Genomic DNA, 15,549 nt, shown 5'->3' on the forward strand with positions numbered 1-15,549 from the left:
CCACAGGACTTTTCTGGTACCATTCGCGCCGCCTGTTACCGGCGAAATGCCCAGGCGCCGTCGCGTACGGCAGTCGAGGCCGTCTCGCCAGGCACCAGGCTTGGCACGAAAAGCCGGCGAGCGCCGGTGCTTTTCCGACAAGCCTCGATTGCGCAAACCCTCTCTCGAACATAAACCTGGATTCGTCTATGAACGCTGTAATCCTTGCCGTGCTGGTGATGGTGGGACTGTCGCTGGCGCGGGTCTCCGTGGTGCTGGCCCTGGTGGTAGGGGCGCTGGTGGGCGGCCTGGCCGGTGGTCTGTCCATCGAGGACACCCTGGCGGCCTTCAACGACGGTGTCGGTGGCGGTGCCAAGGTGGCGCTGGCCTACGCCACCCTCGGTGCCTTCGCCGTGGCGATCTCTCGCTCGGGCCTGCCGGACCTGCTGGCACGCCGCCTCATCACTCTGCTGGGGCAGGAGTCCAGCGCGTCCCGTCAGGCCACGGTCAAGTACCTGCTGATCGGTAGCGTGCTGCTGGTGGCGATCTCCTCCCAGAACCTGATCCCGGTCCACATTGCCTTTATTCCGATCCTGATTCCGCCGCTGCTCAAGGTGATGAATCAGCTCAGAATGGACCGCCGCGCGGTCGCCTGTACCCTGACCTTCGGCCTGACCGCGCCCTACATGTTGCTGCCGGTAGGCTTCGGGGCGATCTTCCTCAACGACATCCTGCTGGCCAACATCAACGAGGCTGGCGCCGCACTGGGCCTCGAAATCGACCGCGCCATGGTCCCCATGGCCATGGGCGTGCCGGTCGCCGGCATGTTCCTCGGGCTTCTGGTGGCGGTGTTCCTGTCCTACCGCAAGCCTCGGGTCTATGACGAGGTGGAGCTTGGCAATACGCCGGCCCACGGCCATGGCCACGACCACAGCGAGATCGAGGAGCCTCACACCCTGGGCCTGATCATGTCGGTGGTAGCGATCGTCGCTGCGCTCGGCATCCAGCTCTATACCGGTTCGATGATCCTGGGTGGCCTGGTGGGCTTTTCGCTGTTGTCCATGGGCGGCATCTTCCGCTGGCGCGAAGCCGACGATCTGTTCACCAGCGGCATGCGCATGATGGCCCTGATCGGCTTCATCATGATCTCGGCCTCCGGCTTCGCGGCCGTGATGACCGCCACCGGCGAGATCGAGACCCTGGTCAGCGCCAGCGTCGAGGTCATCGGCGACAACCGTGGCCTGGCGGCGCTCCTGATGCTGCTGGTGGGGCTGTTCATCACCCTGGGTATCGGCTCGTCGTTTTCGACCATCCCGATCATCGCCGCCATCTTCGTTCCGCTGGCGGTGCAGTTCGGCTTCTCCGATCTGGCGACGGTCGCCCTGGTCGGCACCGCCGCCGCCCTGGGCGACGCCGGCTCCCCGGCGTCGGACTCCACTCTCGGGCCGACCTCCGGTCTCAACGTGGATCGTCAGCATGATCACATCTGGGACAGCGTGGTGCCGACCTTCGTGCACTACAACATCCCGTTGATCGGCTTTGGCTGGCTGGCGGCGATGACGCTGTGATCGCCCGCTGGAAAGCTCACACGCCCGCGCTATTTGCGCGGGCGTTTTTTGTGCGCCAGGCCCGGCCCGAACGTCGACGTGTGAGCCACCACAATAGTGAGACATGAGTGCTACGGGTTGTGCAGATCCGTCGATATGGTCCACGCTGGGGGAGACTCATCGACCGGTGGGTCGTGGCGCTCCCGGGAAGATGAAGGAGTTATCGAGCCCAGGGCGCAGCAAGACACTTGTTCACAGATGGAGAGGATCGACACATGGACAGGAGCGACAAGATGTTGAAGGCACGCGTGTTTGCCGGATCGTGCTTGCTGGGGGCAGGCCTGCTGGTAACAGGCGCCGCCCACGCCGCCACGGAGGTGGAGATGCACAGCGTCAGCACCGACGGTATTGGCGACTCCCTCGGCACCATCAGTTTCGAGGATAGTGAGCATGGTCTCAGGATCACGCCCGACCTCGAGGGTCTGGATACCGGCATCCACGGCCTTCACGTTCACGTGAACCCGAGCTGCGAGCCGGCCGAGAAGGATGGCGAGACGGTTGCGGCGGCTGCCGCCGGAGGCCACTTCGACCCGGAGGACACCGGCACCCACCAGGGCCCCTACGGTGACGGCCACCTGGGTGACCTGCCGGCGCTGGCGGTGGGGCAGCAGGGCGAGGCGACACTGCCGACCCTGGCGCCGCGCATCAGCGAGGAGGACCTGGCAGGCCACGCCATCATGATTCACACCGGTGGTGACAACTACTCCGACGAGCCCAAGCTCGGCGGTGGCGGTGCCCGCGTCGCCTGTGGCGTCATCGAAGGCTGATCGACGCCACCCCCGACATGGCCATCCAGGCCCCGCTCAGGCGGGGCCTTTTGCTGTAGTGACGTCAGTCCTGGCGATCGTCGCTGGAAGGGGGCAGGTGCGCCTCGAGGGATGACAGCAGGCCGCGCAGCAGCGAGAGTTCCTTGCGCGTGGGCGTGGCCCGGGCGAACAGCGCCTGGAGCTGTTCCTCGGTGCGAGCGTGGGGCTGGGTAATAAAACCACTGTCGCGCATCACCCGGCCCAGATGTGCCTGAAAGTGGGCGACCTGCTCGCGGGTGGGCTGGCGCAGCCGGGACGGTGTCCCCGAAGTGGCGACGTTGTCGACATCGCTATCGACGGCGACATCGATATCAGAGCAGGGGAGTCGGCGCCACGCCCGGCGCAACTCGTAAGCCAGCACCTGCACCGCCTGGGACAGGTTCAGGATGCCGTAATCGGGATTGGCCGGAATGCTGACCTGATGCGAGCACAGGCGGATTTCGTCGTTGGTCAGACCGAAGCGCTCGCGGCCGAAGACCAGTGCCACCGGGTCATGCACCGCGTCCTTCACCAGCGCCTGGGCCATCTCGTCCGGTTCGTCGTAGTGGGGCAGTGGCAGGCTTCTCAGCCTGGCGCTGGCCCCGACCACCCTGACACAGTCATCGATGGCGTCCTCGAGACGTTCCACCACGCGGGCGTTTTCGACCACATCTGCCGCACCTGCGGCCAGGCGGGTGGCCTCTTCATCGGGAAAGACGCGAGGATTGACCAGCACCAGATCGGTAAGTCCCATGGTCTTCATCGCGCGAGCGGCGGAGCCGATGTTGCCGGGATGGTAGGTCTGGACAAGAACGATGCGCAGATTGGCGAAGGGCAAGGCTTGAGTCATGGAGCACGGCAACCGTCGATGGGAAAACGAGCGACACCATACCGCCACTTTCGCCCAAAGCGAAGGGGCCGCGATGGCGGCCCCTGAGACGGTGGTGAAAAGATCAGGCTGTCTGTGAACGATACCGCCTTAAGCTGCGGCTGAACGCCACAAGCATCACCAGCATCACGCCGAGCATGCCCCCGAGGATCACGGCGAGCGCCATCACCAGGGCCTTGCCGGGGCCTTCGGGATGTATCGGACGATAGGCCACATTGACCACCTCGACGACGTGGATGTCGTCGGCGGTGATGCGGTTGGCCCTCAGCAGAGTGTTTTCCTGGCGTAGCTGGTTGTAGGCGTCAATGAACGCCGAGTCGCTCTCGCGAGACTTGAAAGCCTCGATACGTCGCTGGTGCTGCAACTGTTCGAGCTGCTTTTCGATCTGACGGATGGCCGGCGAGGAGATGGGCTGGTCGAGCCCCTGCTTCAATACCTCACGCTCGGCCGCCAGGGCTTCGGTACCCAGGAAGTACAGTGGTAGATCATTGCCGATGCTGACGTTGTCGTAGACGATACGGGCGGCGTCATCGGCGTCTCCCAACGATAGTGGGGACGTCGGCTTGGTGATGCCGAGCATGCCGGCGATCTCTTCTGCTACTTCCAAGGTGCGAATGCGCTCTTCGCGGGAAGCGCGCTCCGCGGCGCGTTCGGCGGCAAGCTGATCCTGGAGCTCGAGCCGGCGAATCGAGTGCTCCTCGCTCATCCGCGTGACGGTCGCGTCAAGCTCGGCGTCGTAGGCCTCCAGGTGGGCTTCCATGTCTGCCTCATTGCGTGAAATGGCGCTGGCCAGGCTACGATCGACGCGCGCGAGCAGGTCTTCGGTGTACTGCCGCTGCGACCACTGGAAGTACTGGTTCAGCAAGGCAGCGCCGTCGATATCTTCACGATAGGAGAAGCTAACCTCCCCGGGGCTACCGGAGGCGAGGTCGCCAGGCGCGACCTTCAGCTCTCGGAACTGCGTGCGAAGCACCGTGCCTTCGAGTTCCGGGGGACTATCCTGCATCAGCATGTCGGCGTAGTCGGGGTGCTGGTCGAGGAAGCCGCGGAAGCGCTCGTAACTCCCCAGGCGGATCTCCAGTTCGGAAACAGCCTGCTGGGGAGTGATGGCAATCCCCGGAATGCGGTTGATCACATTGAGACCATCACTGGTCTCGGTGTAGGCGAGCGAAGAATGGTATGACGGTGTGGATGCCACCAGATAGAGCGTCGCCAGTGCGAGGCAGGTTGCCATGCTGACGGCGATCCAGCGCCATCCGTTGATCAGCATGATGGCAATGTCTCGCAGGTCAATCTCGTCAGAGGAAGGATGCTCAGGTTGATCGACGGCTTGGTGGTTGAAAGAGTTCATGTGTGAGGATTCCAGACAGCAAGCCTCGCCGTCAGAGCGAGCAGGTGAACGAGCAGGACAGACACTTCCGCAAGAAGAAAATGAGAGGTGTCGACCAGGTCCAGATACAGCAGGAAGATGGGCGCAAGTGCCGCGGCGAGCATGATGGCCGCCGAGATATAGCGTCGTTCGCTGAACGCCAGAGCGCCCGGAAGCAGCAGCATCATGGGGGATGCCACCAGGTGTTTAAGTGTTGACATGGCGTTTATCAGCCCTGCGTGAGCCAAGGGATAGTGCTTATATGCACTTTATATTGCGGTTGAAAGTAGCAGGGCGAATGTAAGTATGTAAGTCTATGTTAACTTGAAATGCGCATAAGGACTGGTCGGTTTATTAAAAATACAACGTTTATATGCTGATATGAGTTTAATTGATTTTTTATGTGCTGATTCGATTGATCACCGAGGTGCTCTGTAAAACATGACCAACCAAGGTCTGACAACACGAATGGCACTGAGGCAGCGTGGTTTCCAGAGTGGGGTAGGCATATTGTTCCCACTTGATGCCAGCTTGACGTTCGCAGGCGCTATGCAGGATAAGCCATGATGCCCAGGTTGGCGCGCACCTGTTCAGGGAACCAAGGGTAGTGGGTGAAGCCGGGGTGGTGTCCAGCACGGCCAATGGGGCAAGGAGTGATCCGTTGTTCCCTTTGGCACCTGAATTCAACCAATAAGCGTGACAGGCAAGGTGGGTAGGGACGAGGCGCTTCCCCGAGTCAGGCCATGATCTGACTCGGGGCTAGTGCTGGAGGACGGTGAGAGCCAGCGGATCGTGGCTAGGGGTGCAGCGCTGCCAGGTCGGGTTGGCAAGATCACGCCCGCTGGGCCCTGTAGCGCTTGAGGCTTCGGCCGAACGATACACACATCACCAGCATGACGCCCAGCATGCTCCCCAGTATCACGGCAAGTGCCAGCACCAGGGCCTTGCCCGGGCCTTCTGGACGGTTCGGACGATAGGCCAGGTTGACCACCTCGATGATGTCAATATCGTCGGCGGTGACGCGGTTGGCCCGCAGCAGGGTATTTTCCTGGCTCAACTGATTGTAGGCGTCGACAAACGACGAGTCGTCGGATCGTTGCTGCAACGCTTCGATTTGGCGCTGATGACGCAATTGCGCGAGCTCTTTCTCGATTTCGCGGATGGCAGGCGTGCTGGCTTCCTGCTCCAGGCTTTGCTCGACGACCTCTTTTTCTGCGGCCAGTGCCTGGGTGCCCATGAAGTAGAGCGGCAGGTTTGTCGCGTTGCCGCTGTCACCGCGGCTAACTTGGGTTTGTCCGTTTTCGCCGAACGCCGGCGGTGAGGTGGGCTGGGTGATGCCGAGCCTCTGTGCGATGGCCTCTGCCTGGGTCAGAGTGCGAATGCGCTCTTGGCGAGACTTGCGCTCGGCATTCTTTTCGGCCTGAAGCTGGTCATCGAGTTCGGCTAACTGAACGTCATGTTGCTCTTGCAGCCGTGTGATCTCGACGTTCACGCTGTCCCGGTAGGCTTCCAGATGTGCCTGCATCTCTTCACTATTGCGTGCCAGCGCCGTTTCCAGTGAGTGTTCGGCGCGCTGCGCCAGAACCTGGGCATATTGCCTCTCCGTCCATGCCAGATAGTCATTGAGTAGAGCAGCCCCCTGCAGCGACTCTGGATACACAAGGCTCAACTGGTGCGGGCCTGTCCCGTCTTTGCCGGGACGCGTGATCGTTAGCTTGTCGAAGTAGTGAAGGCGCAGATGCTCATCTAGGGTCACGTCCTGTTCGTCGGCCTCCGACTGGGCGATGGACTGCCATTCGGGATGGTCGTCGATGAAGTCGCGCAGGTTGCCGAAGCTACCGAGCTTAAGTTCCAGTTCTGTCTGAGTGGAGGCCGCTGAGTAGTCGATGTCGGGCATCTCGTTGAGAAGACGCAGTCCTTCCGACGAGGGCGCGTAACTGGTCGACGCACGGAAGCTTTGCGGGGCTATGGCGACAAACACCAGGGCCAGCACCACGGCGGTGGCCACGCTGCCAAGGATCCACTTCCAGCCGTCAAGCAACATCAGGGCGATGTCGCGCAGGTCTATCTCATCATCGCGCCGATAGGAAAGCGCGGGAAGTTGGCTGTCGTGATCGGTCATCGCTGCGGCCTCCACAGTGCCAGATGCATGCTGTGGACCAGGCCATGGGTAACAAGATTGAAAGACTCCGCCAGGCGGGCGACGACCAGGCTCATCAGCCCCAGTGCTGATGCGACCAGCGGTGACAGCCAGGCAAGGAAGACGAGGGCGGCATGCAGGGAACGCCCACGTAACAGAGTAAAGCCCCCGGGAAGCAACAAGGCGATGGGGCCGAGAAGTAGTAGCCGAGAGGGTGACATCGGAAAGTCCTGATCGAGCGTTGAGGAATGGGCGGTCGATGAGTCATCGGTGTGCCACAGGGGCAACCTTCAAGGGCGGAAAACCACGGGCTATCTGCTGGGCGAACAGCCTAGCGATGTGGACGCGGCGCAACGCTGCTGTAGATCAGGAAGGGGGAAAGTACAGGTCGCCACGCTGCGTCGTCCTGACGAAGATCAAGGACGTCGCAGCCGTGGTCTGGGCTCTTGGGTGTCGTGCCGCTGACAGGGCGGAGCGAAGGGGAAGCGCGGCAGAACTCGTTGCTAGGCGCTGTCCGAAAAGTCGACGAGCGAAGGTTAGACAAGGCAAAAATCGGTGAGAAAGCGCAGTTTACGGGGTGTAAATGAGCATTTTGACCGGGCTGGCGCACCAGCCGATTTTTAACGCCGTATTACCGAGCGCAGGCACTTTTCAGACAAGCCCTAGTGATGGGCGGCCTGTTTCCAGGCATCTAGTGTTTCGATATGAGCCGGATGGATGCCGCAGCATCCGCCGATCAGGCTTGCGCCCAGGGCGTGCCAGCGTTTGGCGTAGTCCAGGTAGCCTGCCGGGGTCAGCTCCCGGTCTGCCGTCAAGGTGGTGTTGGCCCGGTGGGCATCGCCGATCGGCGAGAAGCTGTTGGCGTAGGCGCCCAGCGGGCGCGATAGCTTGAGTCGTTGCATGGCGTCGCCGGCGTCGACCAGTGCCTGCGCCATGACCTCCGGAATCGAGCAGTTGAACAGGATGGCGTCGGCGCCGCCCTGACATAGCTGTTGGGTCGCCTCGGCAACGGACTCTCCGGAGCGCAGGCGTGCGATGTCGGACACCTCGTCCTGCAGGGTGAGGGCGTACCAGCGAGGCTTCTCGGAAGCCGCCAGAACCTCCTGCATGACCGAGATCTCGGCAAGACTCGACAGCGTCTCGGCGAGCCACAGATCCACGTGTGGGTCCTGCGCATGATACAGGGCGGTGGTGATCTCCCTGGCGCGGCAGGGGTCGAACAGATCGGGACGATAGCTGCCCAGGGCAGGAGGCAGGCAGCCCGCGACGCTAAGCGAGGCTTCTGGGGCATTTGCCTGCGGTGGTGGCTGGACGGATTCTTCCTGCCAGCGGCTTGCCGCTTGCGCTGCCAATCGTGCCGCGAGAGAAGCGAGTGCCGGCCCCTCTTCCCGATAGCGCCGCTCGCCAAGATGGAACGGCACGCAGGCGTAGCTGTTGGCAGTAATCACTCGGGCGCCGGCCCGAATAAAGTTGAGGTGGGCCTCGATGACCCGGTCGGGAGCTTCGATCAGCGCCTGGGCGCTCCACAAGGGCTGTGAGAAGGGGGCGCCGATGCGCTTGAGCTCGCGCCCCATGCCGCCGTCCAGTAGCGTCAAATCCATGATGTTGCCTGCAAGTTGATCCAGCCGATAGTGAATCATGTCCCGGGGGCGGGAATAAATTGAAAAGTCCTCAACCTCTGGATGAGGCGGCTCGATGAATGGTGAAGAACAAAAAAGCCCTGCCATCAGGCAGGGCTTTGTGCGCTTGGGGTGCGCGGGTCGGGCAGCCGGAGCTGCCCGGGGCAGGCGTTACATCATGCCGCCCATGCCGCCCATTCCACCCATGCCGCCCATGTCCGGAGCAGCGTCCTTCTCGTCCGGATCGTCGGCGATCATGGCTTCGGTGGTGATCAGCAGGCCAGCAACGGAGCCAGCGGACTGCAGCGCGCTGCGGGTGACCTTGGCCGGGTCCAGCACACCCATCTCGAACAGGTCGCCGTACTCGCCGGTCTGGGCGTTGTAGCCGAAGTTGCCTTCACCGTCCTTGATGCGGTTGACGATGACGGAGGCTTCCTGGCCAGCGTTGGTGACGATCTGACGCAGCGGTGCTTCCATGGCGCGCAGAGCGATGGCGATACCGTGAGTCTGGTCTTCGTTGTCACCCTTGAGGCCAGCGATCTTGGTCAGGATGCGGATCAGGGCAGTACCACCGCCAGGCACGACACCTTCCTCGACCGCGGCGCGGGTAGAGTGTAGGGCGTCCTCGACGCGGGCCTTCTTCTCCTTCATCTCGACTTCGGTAGCGGCACCGACGCGGATGACGGCAACACCGCCGGCCAGCTTGGCGACACGCTCCTGGAGCTTCTCGCGATCGTAGTCGGAGGAAGTCTCTTCGATCTGGGCGCGGATCTGGTTGACGCGTGCTTCGATGTCACCATCGTTGCCGGCACCATCGATGATGGTGGTGTTTTCCTTGGACATGGTCACGCGCTTGGCGGTGCCCAGGTGGTCCAGGGTGGCCTGCTCGAGGTTCAGACCCACTTCCTCGGAGATCACGGTGCCGTTGGTCAGGATCGCGATGTCCTGCAGCATGGCCTTGCGGCGATCACCGAAGCCAGGCGCCTTGGCGGCGGCGACCTTGACGATGCCACGCATGGTGTTGACCACCAGAGTAGCCAGCGCTTCGCCTTCGATGTCTTCGGCGATGATCACCAGCGGCTTGCCAGCCTTGGCGACGGCTTCCAGGGTCGGCAGCAGTTCGCGGATGTTGGAGATCTTCTTGTCCACCAGCAGGATGAACGGATCTTCCAGTTCCACGGCCATGGTGTCCTGGTTGGTGACGAAGTACGGGCTCAGGTAGCCGCGGTCGAACTGCATGCCCTCGACCACGTCCAGCTCGTCTTCGAAGCCACGGCCTTCATCGACAGTGATGACGCCTTCCTTGCCGACCTTCTCCATCGCCTCGGCGATGATCTCGCCGATGCGCGAGTCGCCGTTGGCGGAGATGGTGCCGACCTGGGCGATGGCCTTGGAGTCGGTGCAGGGCACGGACAGAGCCTGGATTTCCTTGACCGCAGCGATGACGGCCTGGTCGATGCCGCGCTTGAGGTCCATCGGGTTCATGCCGGCGGTCACGCCCTTCAGGCCTTCGGCGACGATGGCCTGGGCCAGCACGGTAGCGGTGGTGGTACCGTCACCGGCCACGTCGGAAGTCTTGGAAGCCACTTCCTTGACCATCTGCGCGCCCATGTTTTCGAACCGATCCTTCAGTTCGATTTCCTTGGCGACGCTGACGCCGTCCTTGGTCACGGTCGGCGCGCCGAAGGACTTCTCCAGCACCACGTTGCGACCTTTCGGGCCCAGGGTAGCCTTGACGGCATTGGCCAGGACATCGACACCACGCGCCATGCGCTTGCGGGCATCATCAGAGAACTTGACTTGTTTCGCTGCCATTTTCTGTACTTCCTTAAAATCTAAGCGTCAAAAGTGAACGTTGAAACGAGTGAGTCTGCGGGGCAGGGCTTAGCCCTCGACGACCGCCAGGATGTCGGACTCGCTCATGATCAGGACTTCCTCGCCGTCGATCTTCTGCTTTTCGACGCCGAAGCCATCCTTGAAGATCACGGTGTCGCCGACCTTGACGTCCAGAGGACGCACGTCGCCGCTCTCGAGAATCCGGCCGTTACCGACGGCGAGAACTTCGCCACGAGTCGGTTTTTCCTGGGCGTTGCCCGGAAGCACGATGCCGCCTGCGGTCTTCTGCTCTTCCTCAACGCGACGGATGACGACGCGATCGTGCAAGGGACGGATGTTCATTGCTCACGTTCTCCTGATGGTTTTGCAAGGCCGGGGCATCCACCCCGGCGGTTCATTGTTCACTCTCGTCGTGACGCCCTGCGACTCGGCGAGAGCTGGAGGTCATTGCCGGGCTGCCGATGAAGTGGCAGGCCCTTGTCGGCCCTCCTGTCAATGGCGGGGGAGCGTGCTCCCTCACCGAAGCTTGGTGCTGCTCTGGTAAGTGGGGCTGGAGTGGGGGCTTTCAAGGGCTTGGATGAAAATTTTTTTGTCTTCTTGCATCCAAGGCTGACGGGGCCCATGAAACGGCATCGGCACCCCGAAGGGTGCCGATGCGTGGGACAAGACGATGATGCGGCAAGGGTGGGCCCGCCGCGCAAGCCTCAGGCTCAGTCCGAAAAGTCGACGAGCGAAGGTTAGACAAGGCAAAAATCGGTGAGAAAGCGCAGTTTACGTGGTGTAAATGAGCATTTTGATCCGATTTTTAACGCCGTATTACCGAGCGCAGACACTTTTCAGACAAGCCCTAGCGGCGTCGCTCATCCTTGCTGATAAATTCGCCCTCCAGCGGTTCTTCATCGCCGGCCGAACTTTCGCGCCAGCTGGTGTCATCCCGGCGGCGGCCGGAAGCCTCGTCCCATCCATCGGCATTGGCCTTCGGGCCCGCAAAGCCCCCTTCCTCGGTACCGCCGAAATGGGTGCCGCCCATCTGGAAGCCCTTCATGCGCACCCCGACCTTGGCCAGCGCCTTGCCCAGCAGGCGGCGAGCGTTGGGAATCAGGCACATGAAGCCGAGTGCGTCAGACAGAAAACCCGGCGCCATCAGCAGGGCGCCACCGAAGATCAGCGCGGCACCGGTCATCAGCTCCGAGGAGGGGATCTCGCCGCGTGACATCCGCTCCTGGGCGCGTGCGAAGGTGGCCACACCTTCGCGACGGATCAGGTGCAGACCGATGAAGCCGGTGGCCAGCACCAGCGCCAGGGTGGAAAGCAGACCGATTTCGCTACCCACCGAAAAGAGTACAGCGAAGTCGAGCAGGGCGAAGATGGTGAAGATAAGAAGAAAGGGCATGTCAGCTCCGCGTTGTGATCTCCGTTCAAGATGGGGGTGGCCTCCTCGGAGTTCAAGCGTTGCTGTGGCTTTTGCTGACCGCGCCTTTGTTTTGCTGGTGGCGCCTTCCTTTTGCTGCTGGCGGCGGCTTTCATTTGCTGGCAGCGCCTTGCCGACTCTGGCGCGGCCACTCGCGCAGTCGTGCTTACGGTTTCAGCCGCTCGGCGTGGCAAAGATCTTCTTTTTTTGCCCGATTCGGTCGCAGGGGGTTGCGCAGGCTTGCGCTAGACCAAGGAAGAGTGGCGGGGGTTTTGAAAGGTTGTCATGATGCGGTGCACCAATTGTTAGTGGGCTCATGTGTGGTGCTTGGATGTATCGCGCGGCCGTTTCGCCTGGCGGCAGGTGCGGCCTGTCACGCCTTGGCGCCTTACCAAAAAACCATCTGAATACGCGCGTGTATGACGCGTCTTGCAAGGGGAAACCGCATGCAACTCAACGATGCCCTGATCGCCATCACCGGCGGAGCCCGTGGACTCGGCCTGGCCATGGCGCACCATCTGGGACGCCGTGGAGCGCGGGTCGCGCTCATCGATACCGACAACGACCAGCTGGACCAGGCCGTCAATGGTCTGTTCGATGCCGGCATCACCGCCAGAGCCTTCGTGGCTAACGTGGCAGACGAGGCCTCTGTCACTGAAGCCTTTGCGGACATTCGCGAGCACATGGGGCCGCTCGACGGTCTGGTCAACAACGCCGGTATCCTGCGTGACGGCCTGCTGGTCAAGGCGCGCGACGGCAAGGTCGAAAAGACGCTGGGACTGGACGAGTGGCAGGCGGTCATCGATGTCAATCTGACCGGTGTATTCCTGTGCGGGCGTGCCGCCGCCACGGCCATGATCGAGGATGATCGTCGGGGTGTCATCGTCAATATCTCGAGCATCTCGCGCGCCGGCAACATGGGGCAGAGCAACTATGCCGCGGCCAAGGCCGGCGTTGCCGCTCTGACCGTCACCTGGGGCAAGGAGCTGGCCCGTCATGGTATTCGCGTGGGCGCGGTGGCACCTGGCTTCATCGAGACCGAGATGACCGCCTCCATGCGTGACGACATGCTCGAAAAACTGACCGCAGGCGTGCCCCTGCGCCGCCTTGGCGCCCCTGCCGACATCGCCGAGAGCGTTGCCTTCATCTTTGACAACGACTACTTCACCGCCCGTGTCATGGAGGTGGACGGGGGGCTGCGGCTCTAGGTCTAGGTCTAGGTCTAGGGCTAGGTCTAGCCAAGGGAAGAGGCCGGCCGCCTGGCCGGGCACGTCATGAAAAACCAGCATGATCAAAGCTACAAGTTGCTATTCAGCGAACCGAGGGTGATCCGAGACCTGCTGACCGGCTTTATCGGTGAAGACTGGATCGAGAAGCTGGACCTCGACTCGCTGGAGCGGGTCAGTGGCAGCTTCGTCACTGATGACCTGCGTGATCGCGAAAACGATGTCATCTGGCGCGCGCGCTTCGGTGATGAGTGGTGCTACGTGTACCTGTTGCTGGAATTTCAGAGCACGGTGGATCGTTTCATGGCGCTTCGCACCATGACCTACGTCGGGTTGCTTTACCAAGATCTGGTCAAGCAGAAACAGCTGACTCGGTCGGGCAAGCTACCGCCGGTGTTGCCTATCGTGCTCTATAATGGAGAGCGTCGCTGGAGCGCGCCTGTCAACGTTCGGGATCTCATTCAGGCAGGGCCTGGCAGCCTGGCGCAATACCGACCGGATCTGTCCTTTCTGCTATTGGATGAAGGTGCCCTCGTTGCCGACCAGCAGTTCTCCAGCGAAGCGCGTAATGTGGTGTCGGCCATCTTCCAGCTGGAGCATCACCGGAGTCCCGCAGATGCGGTTGAGCTGATCGGGTTGCTGGTGAAATGGTTGCAGACACCAGAGCAGGCAGATTTGCGTCGACACTTCGTCATCTGGATCAAGCGAGTACTATTGCCAAACTGGGTGTCAAATGAGGAACAGGGCGGATGGCAGGCCCTGAATGAATTGAGCGAGGTGCACAATATGCTGGCAGAAAGAGCCAAGCGGTGGCCTGAGCAGTGGAAGCAGCAGGGGCTGGCGGAGGGCCGTCGGGAAGGTCGCGAGGAAGGTCGCGAGGAAGGTCGCGAGGAAGGTCGCGAGGAAGGACGCGAGGAAGGTCGCGAGGAAGGTCGCGAGGAAGGTCGTCAGGAAGGGCGTCAGGAAGGGCGTCAGGAAGGGCGCGAAGAAGGCAAGCTAGACGTAGCCCGCAATATGATTCAGCAGACTTCGCTGGATGATCAGACGATCGCGCAAGTGGCCGAGATTTCGATAGAACTGGTCAGCGAACTGCGAGAGCAAATCGAGCGCTCCAGCTGATGGTCTATCATGGCCTGTTGGTCGCTCACAGAAATCCCGCTGCCTGAAGTGTTGATTATTCCTCACCCCCACAAGCCCTCCGCAGCACTGCGCGGCGGAGGGCTTGGTTGCAGCCGGTGTCTAGCGCAGGCTGATTTCATCCTTGAGCCGAGCGACGGTGGCGTCACCGATGCCCTTTACTCGAGTCAGGTCCTCGATGGTGGTGAAGGGGCCATTGGCCTGGCGGTCTTCGACGATGGCCTGAGCCTTGCCTGGGCCGATGCCGGGGAGTTCCGCCAGCAACTCGACGCTGGCCTCGTTGATGTTGATCGGCTCGATACTCAGCTGCTCTTCGGCCATGACTGGCTGTGCCAGCAACATCCAGGTCAGTGCCAGTAGTGCGATAGTCCATAACCTGGACCGCTTGCTTGCGGAAAGGGTGCTCGAGTTGTCGTTCATCGATGGATGGCGAACAGCCTGTTGTGCGTTGTGGGTCTGCATCGGACATCTCCTTGGTGTTGAAAGTCGTCTTCATGACGTAGGGGGCTTGCCCCTTCGAGTCCGTTCGACGTGATGCCGTTGGGTCTCGACTTTCACCTTAGGCGCCGAGCGACGAATCCAGTTATAAGAAATTACTTATAAAAATATCAGTGGAATTAGATATTCAGATGAAGCCATAGGGCCGCGCGGAAGTCGCTTGGGCTGATATACTGCGGCGTTTTGGCGCTCCGGGTCCTGTGTCTCGCGACCGGGCCGGCTTGGCTCACGTCATGCAGGCCGCAGGTGCGCCCTTCGATTCCACTGTGCCGGAGGCCTCCGTGACTACCTCATCGCCCTTGATCATCGCACTCGATTATCCCTCCATGGACGCCGCGCTGTGCATGGCGGACCGACTGGACCCCGAGCGCTGTCGTCTCAAGGTTGGCAAGGAGCTGTTCACCCGCAGCGGCCCCAATGTGCTCGAAGCGCTGCATGGCCGGGGTTTCGAGGTCTTTCTCGACCTCAAGTTTCACGATATTCCCAATACCGTGGCGGCTGCCGTTCAGGCGGCGGCAGAGCAAGGCGTGTGGATGGTCAATGTTCATGCCAGCGGCGGCGCCCGCATGATGGAAGCGGCGCGCGAACGGCTCGATAGAGAGGGCCTTGCGACCCGCCTGATCGCGGTGACGGTGCTGACCAGCATGACCGCCGAGGAACTTGCAGCTACTAATGTTTCGGTAGCCCTGGACGAGCAGGTGGAGCACCTGGCGCGACTGGCCAAGGCCAGCGGGATGGATGGTGTGGTGTGCTCGGCGCAGGAGTCGGCGCGTCTCAAGGCAGCCTGTGGCGAAGACTTCCTCAAGGTCACCCCGGGTATTCGCCCGAGCTTTGCCCAGGCCGGCGATCAGCGCCGAATCATGACCCCGCGCGAGGCCATGGACGCCGGTAGCACGCACCTGGTGGTGGGAAGACCTGTCACTCAGGCAGAAGACCCGATGACGGCGTTAGAGGCAATCGAGAAGGAGTTGAAAGAGGCGTAACCCAGTCGGAGTCGGCTGGTTACGATCCGGATCAAGTCAGGCAGAAGACCCGATGGCGGCACTCGAGGCG

The 15,549-nt window shown here is 61.8% G+C and carries 15 protein-coding genes; 5 read left to right on the forward strand and 10 right to left on the reverse strand.

Going from position 1 to position 15,549, the window contains the following annotated elements:
• Positions 1–188: 188 nt before the first annotated feature.
• Positions 189–1,547, forward strand: coding sequence for a Na+/H+ antiporter family protein (locus EBB56_RS11580; protein WP_124804418.1), 1,359 nt, complete (start codon positions 189–191; stop codon positions 1,545–1,547).
• Between the two features lie 272 nt (positions 1,548–1,819).
• On the forward strand, positions 1,820–2,353 hold the full coding sequence (sodC, locus tag EBB56_RS11585; RefSeq protein ID WP_124804419.1) for a superoxide dismutase family protein: 534 nt from the start codon (positions 1,820–1,822) through the stop codon (positions 2,351–2,353).
• Positions 2,354–2,417: 64 nt separating this feature from the next.
• On the opposite strand, the gene EBB56_RS11590 is transcribed toward sodC, so the two are convergent.
• The 9 genes from EBB56_RS11590 to EBB56_RS11630 all read right to left on the reverse strand — a co-directional run bounded on the left by EBB56_RS11590 (position 2,418) and on the right by EBB56_RS11630 (position 11,617).
• Complete coding sequence (locus tag EBB56_RS11590) at positions 2,418–3,221, reverse strand: RNA methyltransferase (RefSeq protein WP_124804420.1); 804 nt, start codon at positions 3,219–3,221, stop codon at positions 2,418–2,420.
• A 103-nt stretch (positions 3,222–3,324) separates the two neighbouring features.
• Complete coding sequence (locus EBB56_RS11595) at positions 3,325–4,611, reverse strand: GNVR domain-containing protein (RefSeq protein WP_108132769.1); 1,287 nt, start codon at positions 4,609–4,611, stop codon at positions 3,325–3,327.
• Complete coding sequence (locus EBB56_RS11600) at positions 4,608–4,817, reverse strand: hypothetical protein (protein ID WP_108132770.1); 210 nt, start codon at positions 4,815–4,817, stop codon at positions 4,608–4,610. Before EBB56_RS11600 ends, EBB56_RS11595 begins: the two co-directional genes overlap by 4 nt.
• Before the next feature lie 644 nt (positions 4,818–5,461).
• Complete coding sequence (locus EBB56_RS11605) at positions 5,462–6,751, reverse strand: GNVR domain-containing protein (RefSeq protein ID WP_124804421.1); 1,290 nt, start codon at positions 6,749–6,751, stop codon at positions 5,462–5,464.
• Entirely contained in the window at positions 6,748–6,990 is a 243-nt protein-coding gene (locus EBB56_RS11610) for a hypothetical protein (RefSeq protein ID WP_108132772.1), read from the reverse strand. Before EBB56_RS11610 ends, EBB56_RS11605 begins: the two co-directional genes overlap by 4 nt.
• 441 nt (positions 6,991–7,431) lie before the next feature.
• Positions 7,432–8,370: a homocysteine S-methyltransferase family protein gene (locus EBB56_RS11615; protein ID WP_260425340.1), complete on the reverse strand. Its 939-nt coding sequence runs from the start codon at positions 8,368–8,370 to the stop codon at positions 7,432–7,434.
• A gap of 189 nt (positions 8,371–8,559) precedes the next feature.
• A complete protein-coding gene (groL, locus tag EBB56_RS11620; protein WP_045994578.1) occupies positions 8,560–10,203 on the reverse strand; it encodes a chaperonin GroEL in 1,644 nt (547 codons plus the stop codon).
• Between the two features lie 69 nt (positions 10,204–10,272).
• The gene (locus tag EBB56_RS11625) at positions 10,273–10,566 is read right to left on the reverse strand and encodes a co-chaperone GroES (protein ID WP_045994577.1); all 294 of its coding nucleotides are present in this window, start codon (positions 10,564–10,566) and stop codon (positions 10,273–10,275) included.
• Between the two features lie 505 nt (positions 10,567–11,071).
• A complete protein-coding gene (locus tag EBB56_RS11630) occupies positions 11,072–11,617 on the reverse strand; it encodes an FxsA family protein (RefSeq protein ID WP_108132773.1) in 546 nt (181 codons plus the stop codon).
• 464 nt (positions 11,618–12,081) lie between these two features.
• Here EBB56_RS11630 and EBB56_RS11635 point away from each other — a divergent pair, with 464 nt between their 5' ends.
• Both EBB56_RS11635 and EBB56_RS11640 read left to right on the forward strand, forming a co-directional pair.
• Complete coding sequence (locus EBB56_RS11635; protein ID WP_045994575.1) at positions 12,082–12,843, forward strand: SDR family NAD(P)-dependent oxidoreductase; 762 nt, start codon at positions 12,082–12,084, stop codon at positions 12,841–12,843.
• Positions 12,844–12,909: 66 nt separating this feature from the next.
• Positions 12,910–13,980, forward strand: a complete 1,071-nt coding sequence (locus EBB56_RS11640) for an Rpn family recombination-promoting nuclease/putative transposase (protein ID WP_124804422.1) — start codon at positions 12,910–12,912, stop codon at positions 13,978–13,980.
• Positions 13,981–14,100: 120 nt separating this feature from the next.
• On the opposite strand, the gene EBB56_RS11645 is transcribed toward EBB56_RS11640, so the two are convergent.
• Positions 14,101–14,460: a ComEA family DNA-binding protein gene (locus EBB56_RS11645; protein WP_308812428.1), complete on the reverse strand. Its 360-nt coding sequence runs from the start codon at positions 14,458–14,460 to the stop codon at positions 14,101–14,103.
• Between the two features lie 317 nt (positions 14,461–14,777).
• On the opposite strand from EBB56_RS11645, the gene pyrF reads away from it, so the two are divergent.
• A complete protein-coding gene (gene pyrF, locus EBB56_RS11650) occupies positions 14,778–15,479 on the forward strand; it encodes an orotidine-5'-phosphate decarboxylase (protein ID WP_124804423.1) in 702 nt (233 codons plus the stop codon).
• The last annotated feature ends 70 nt before the right edge of the window (positions 15,480–15,549 follow it).

The sequence above is a fragment of the Halomonas sp. YLB-10 genome (genome assembly GCF_003856855.1).
Taxonomy (GTDB): domain Bacteria; phylum Pseudomonadota; class Gammaproteobacteria; order Pseudomonadales; family Halomonadaceae; genus Halomonas; species Halomonas litopenaei.

What these genes read in the sequence shown, in the direction of transcription:
- EBB56_RS11580 (WP_124804418.1), top strand. Translation starts at nt 189, where the DNA reads ATGAACGCTGTAATCCTTGCCGTGCTGGTGATGGTGGGACTGTCGCTG.
- EBB56_RS11635 (WP_045994575.1), top strand. Translation starts at nt 12,082, where the DNA reads ATGCAACTCAACGATGCCCTGATCGCCATCACCGGCGGAGCCCGTGGA.
- EBB56_RS11600 (WP_108132770.1), bottom strand. Translation starts at nt 4,817, where the DNA reads ATGATGCTGCTGCTTCCGGGCGCTCTGGCGTTCAGCGAACGACGCTAT.
- EBB56_RS11615 (WP_260425340.1), bottom strand. Translation starts at nt 8,370, where the DNA reads ATGGATTTGACGCTACTGGACGGCGGCATGGGGCGCGAGCTCAAGCGC.
- EBB56_RS11640 (WP_124804422.1), top strand. Translation starts at nt 12,910, where the DNA reads ATGAAAAACCAGCATGATCAAAGCTACAAGTTGCTATTCAGCGAACCG.
- EBB56_RS11605 (WP_124804421.1), bottom strand. Translation starts at nt 6,751, where the DNA reads ATGACCGATCACGACAGCCAACTTCCCGCGCTTTCCTATCGGCGCGAT.
- groL (WP_045994578.1), bottom strand. Translation starts at nt 10,203, where the DNA reads ATGGCAGCGAAACAAGTCAAGTTCTCTGATGATGCCCGCAAGCGCATG.
- EBB56_RS11595 (WP_108132769.1), bottom strand. Translation starts at nt 4,611, where the DNA reads ATGAACTCTTTCAACCACCAAGCCGTCGATCAACCTGAGCATCCTTCC.
- EBB56_RS11630 (WP_108132773.1), bottom strand. Translation starts at nt 11,617, where the DNA reads ATGCCCTTTCTTCTTATCTTCACCATCTTCGCCCTGCTCGACTTCGCT.
- EBB56_RS11610 (WP_108132772.1), bottom strand. Translation starts at nt 6,990, where the DNA reads ATGTCACCCTCTCGGCTACTACTTCTCGGCCCCATCGCCTTGTTGCTT.
- sodC (WP_124804419.1), top strand. Translation starts at nt 1,820, where the DNA reads ATGTTGAAGGCACGCGTGTTTGCCGGATCGTGCTTGCTGGGGGCAGGC.
- EBB56_RS11625 (WP_045994577.1), bottom strand. Translation starts at nt 10,566, where the DNA reads ATGAACATCCGTCCCTTGCACGATCGCGTCGTCATCCGTCGCGTTGAG.
- EBB56_RS11645 (WP_308812428.1), bottom strand. Translation starts at nt 14,460, where the DNA reads ATGCAGACCCACAACGCACAACAGGCTGTTCGCCATCCATCGATGAAC.
- EBB56_RS11590 (WP_124804420.1), bottom strand. Translation starts at nt 3,221, where the DNA reads ATGACTCAAGCCTTGCCCTTCGCCAATCTGCGCATCGTTCTTGTCCAG.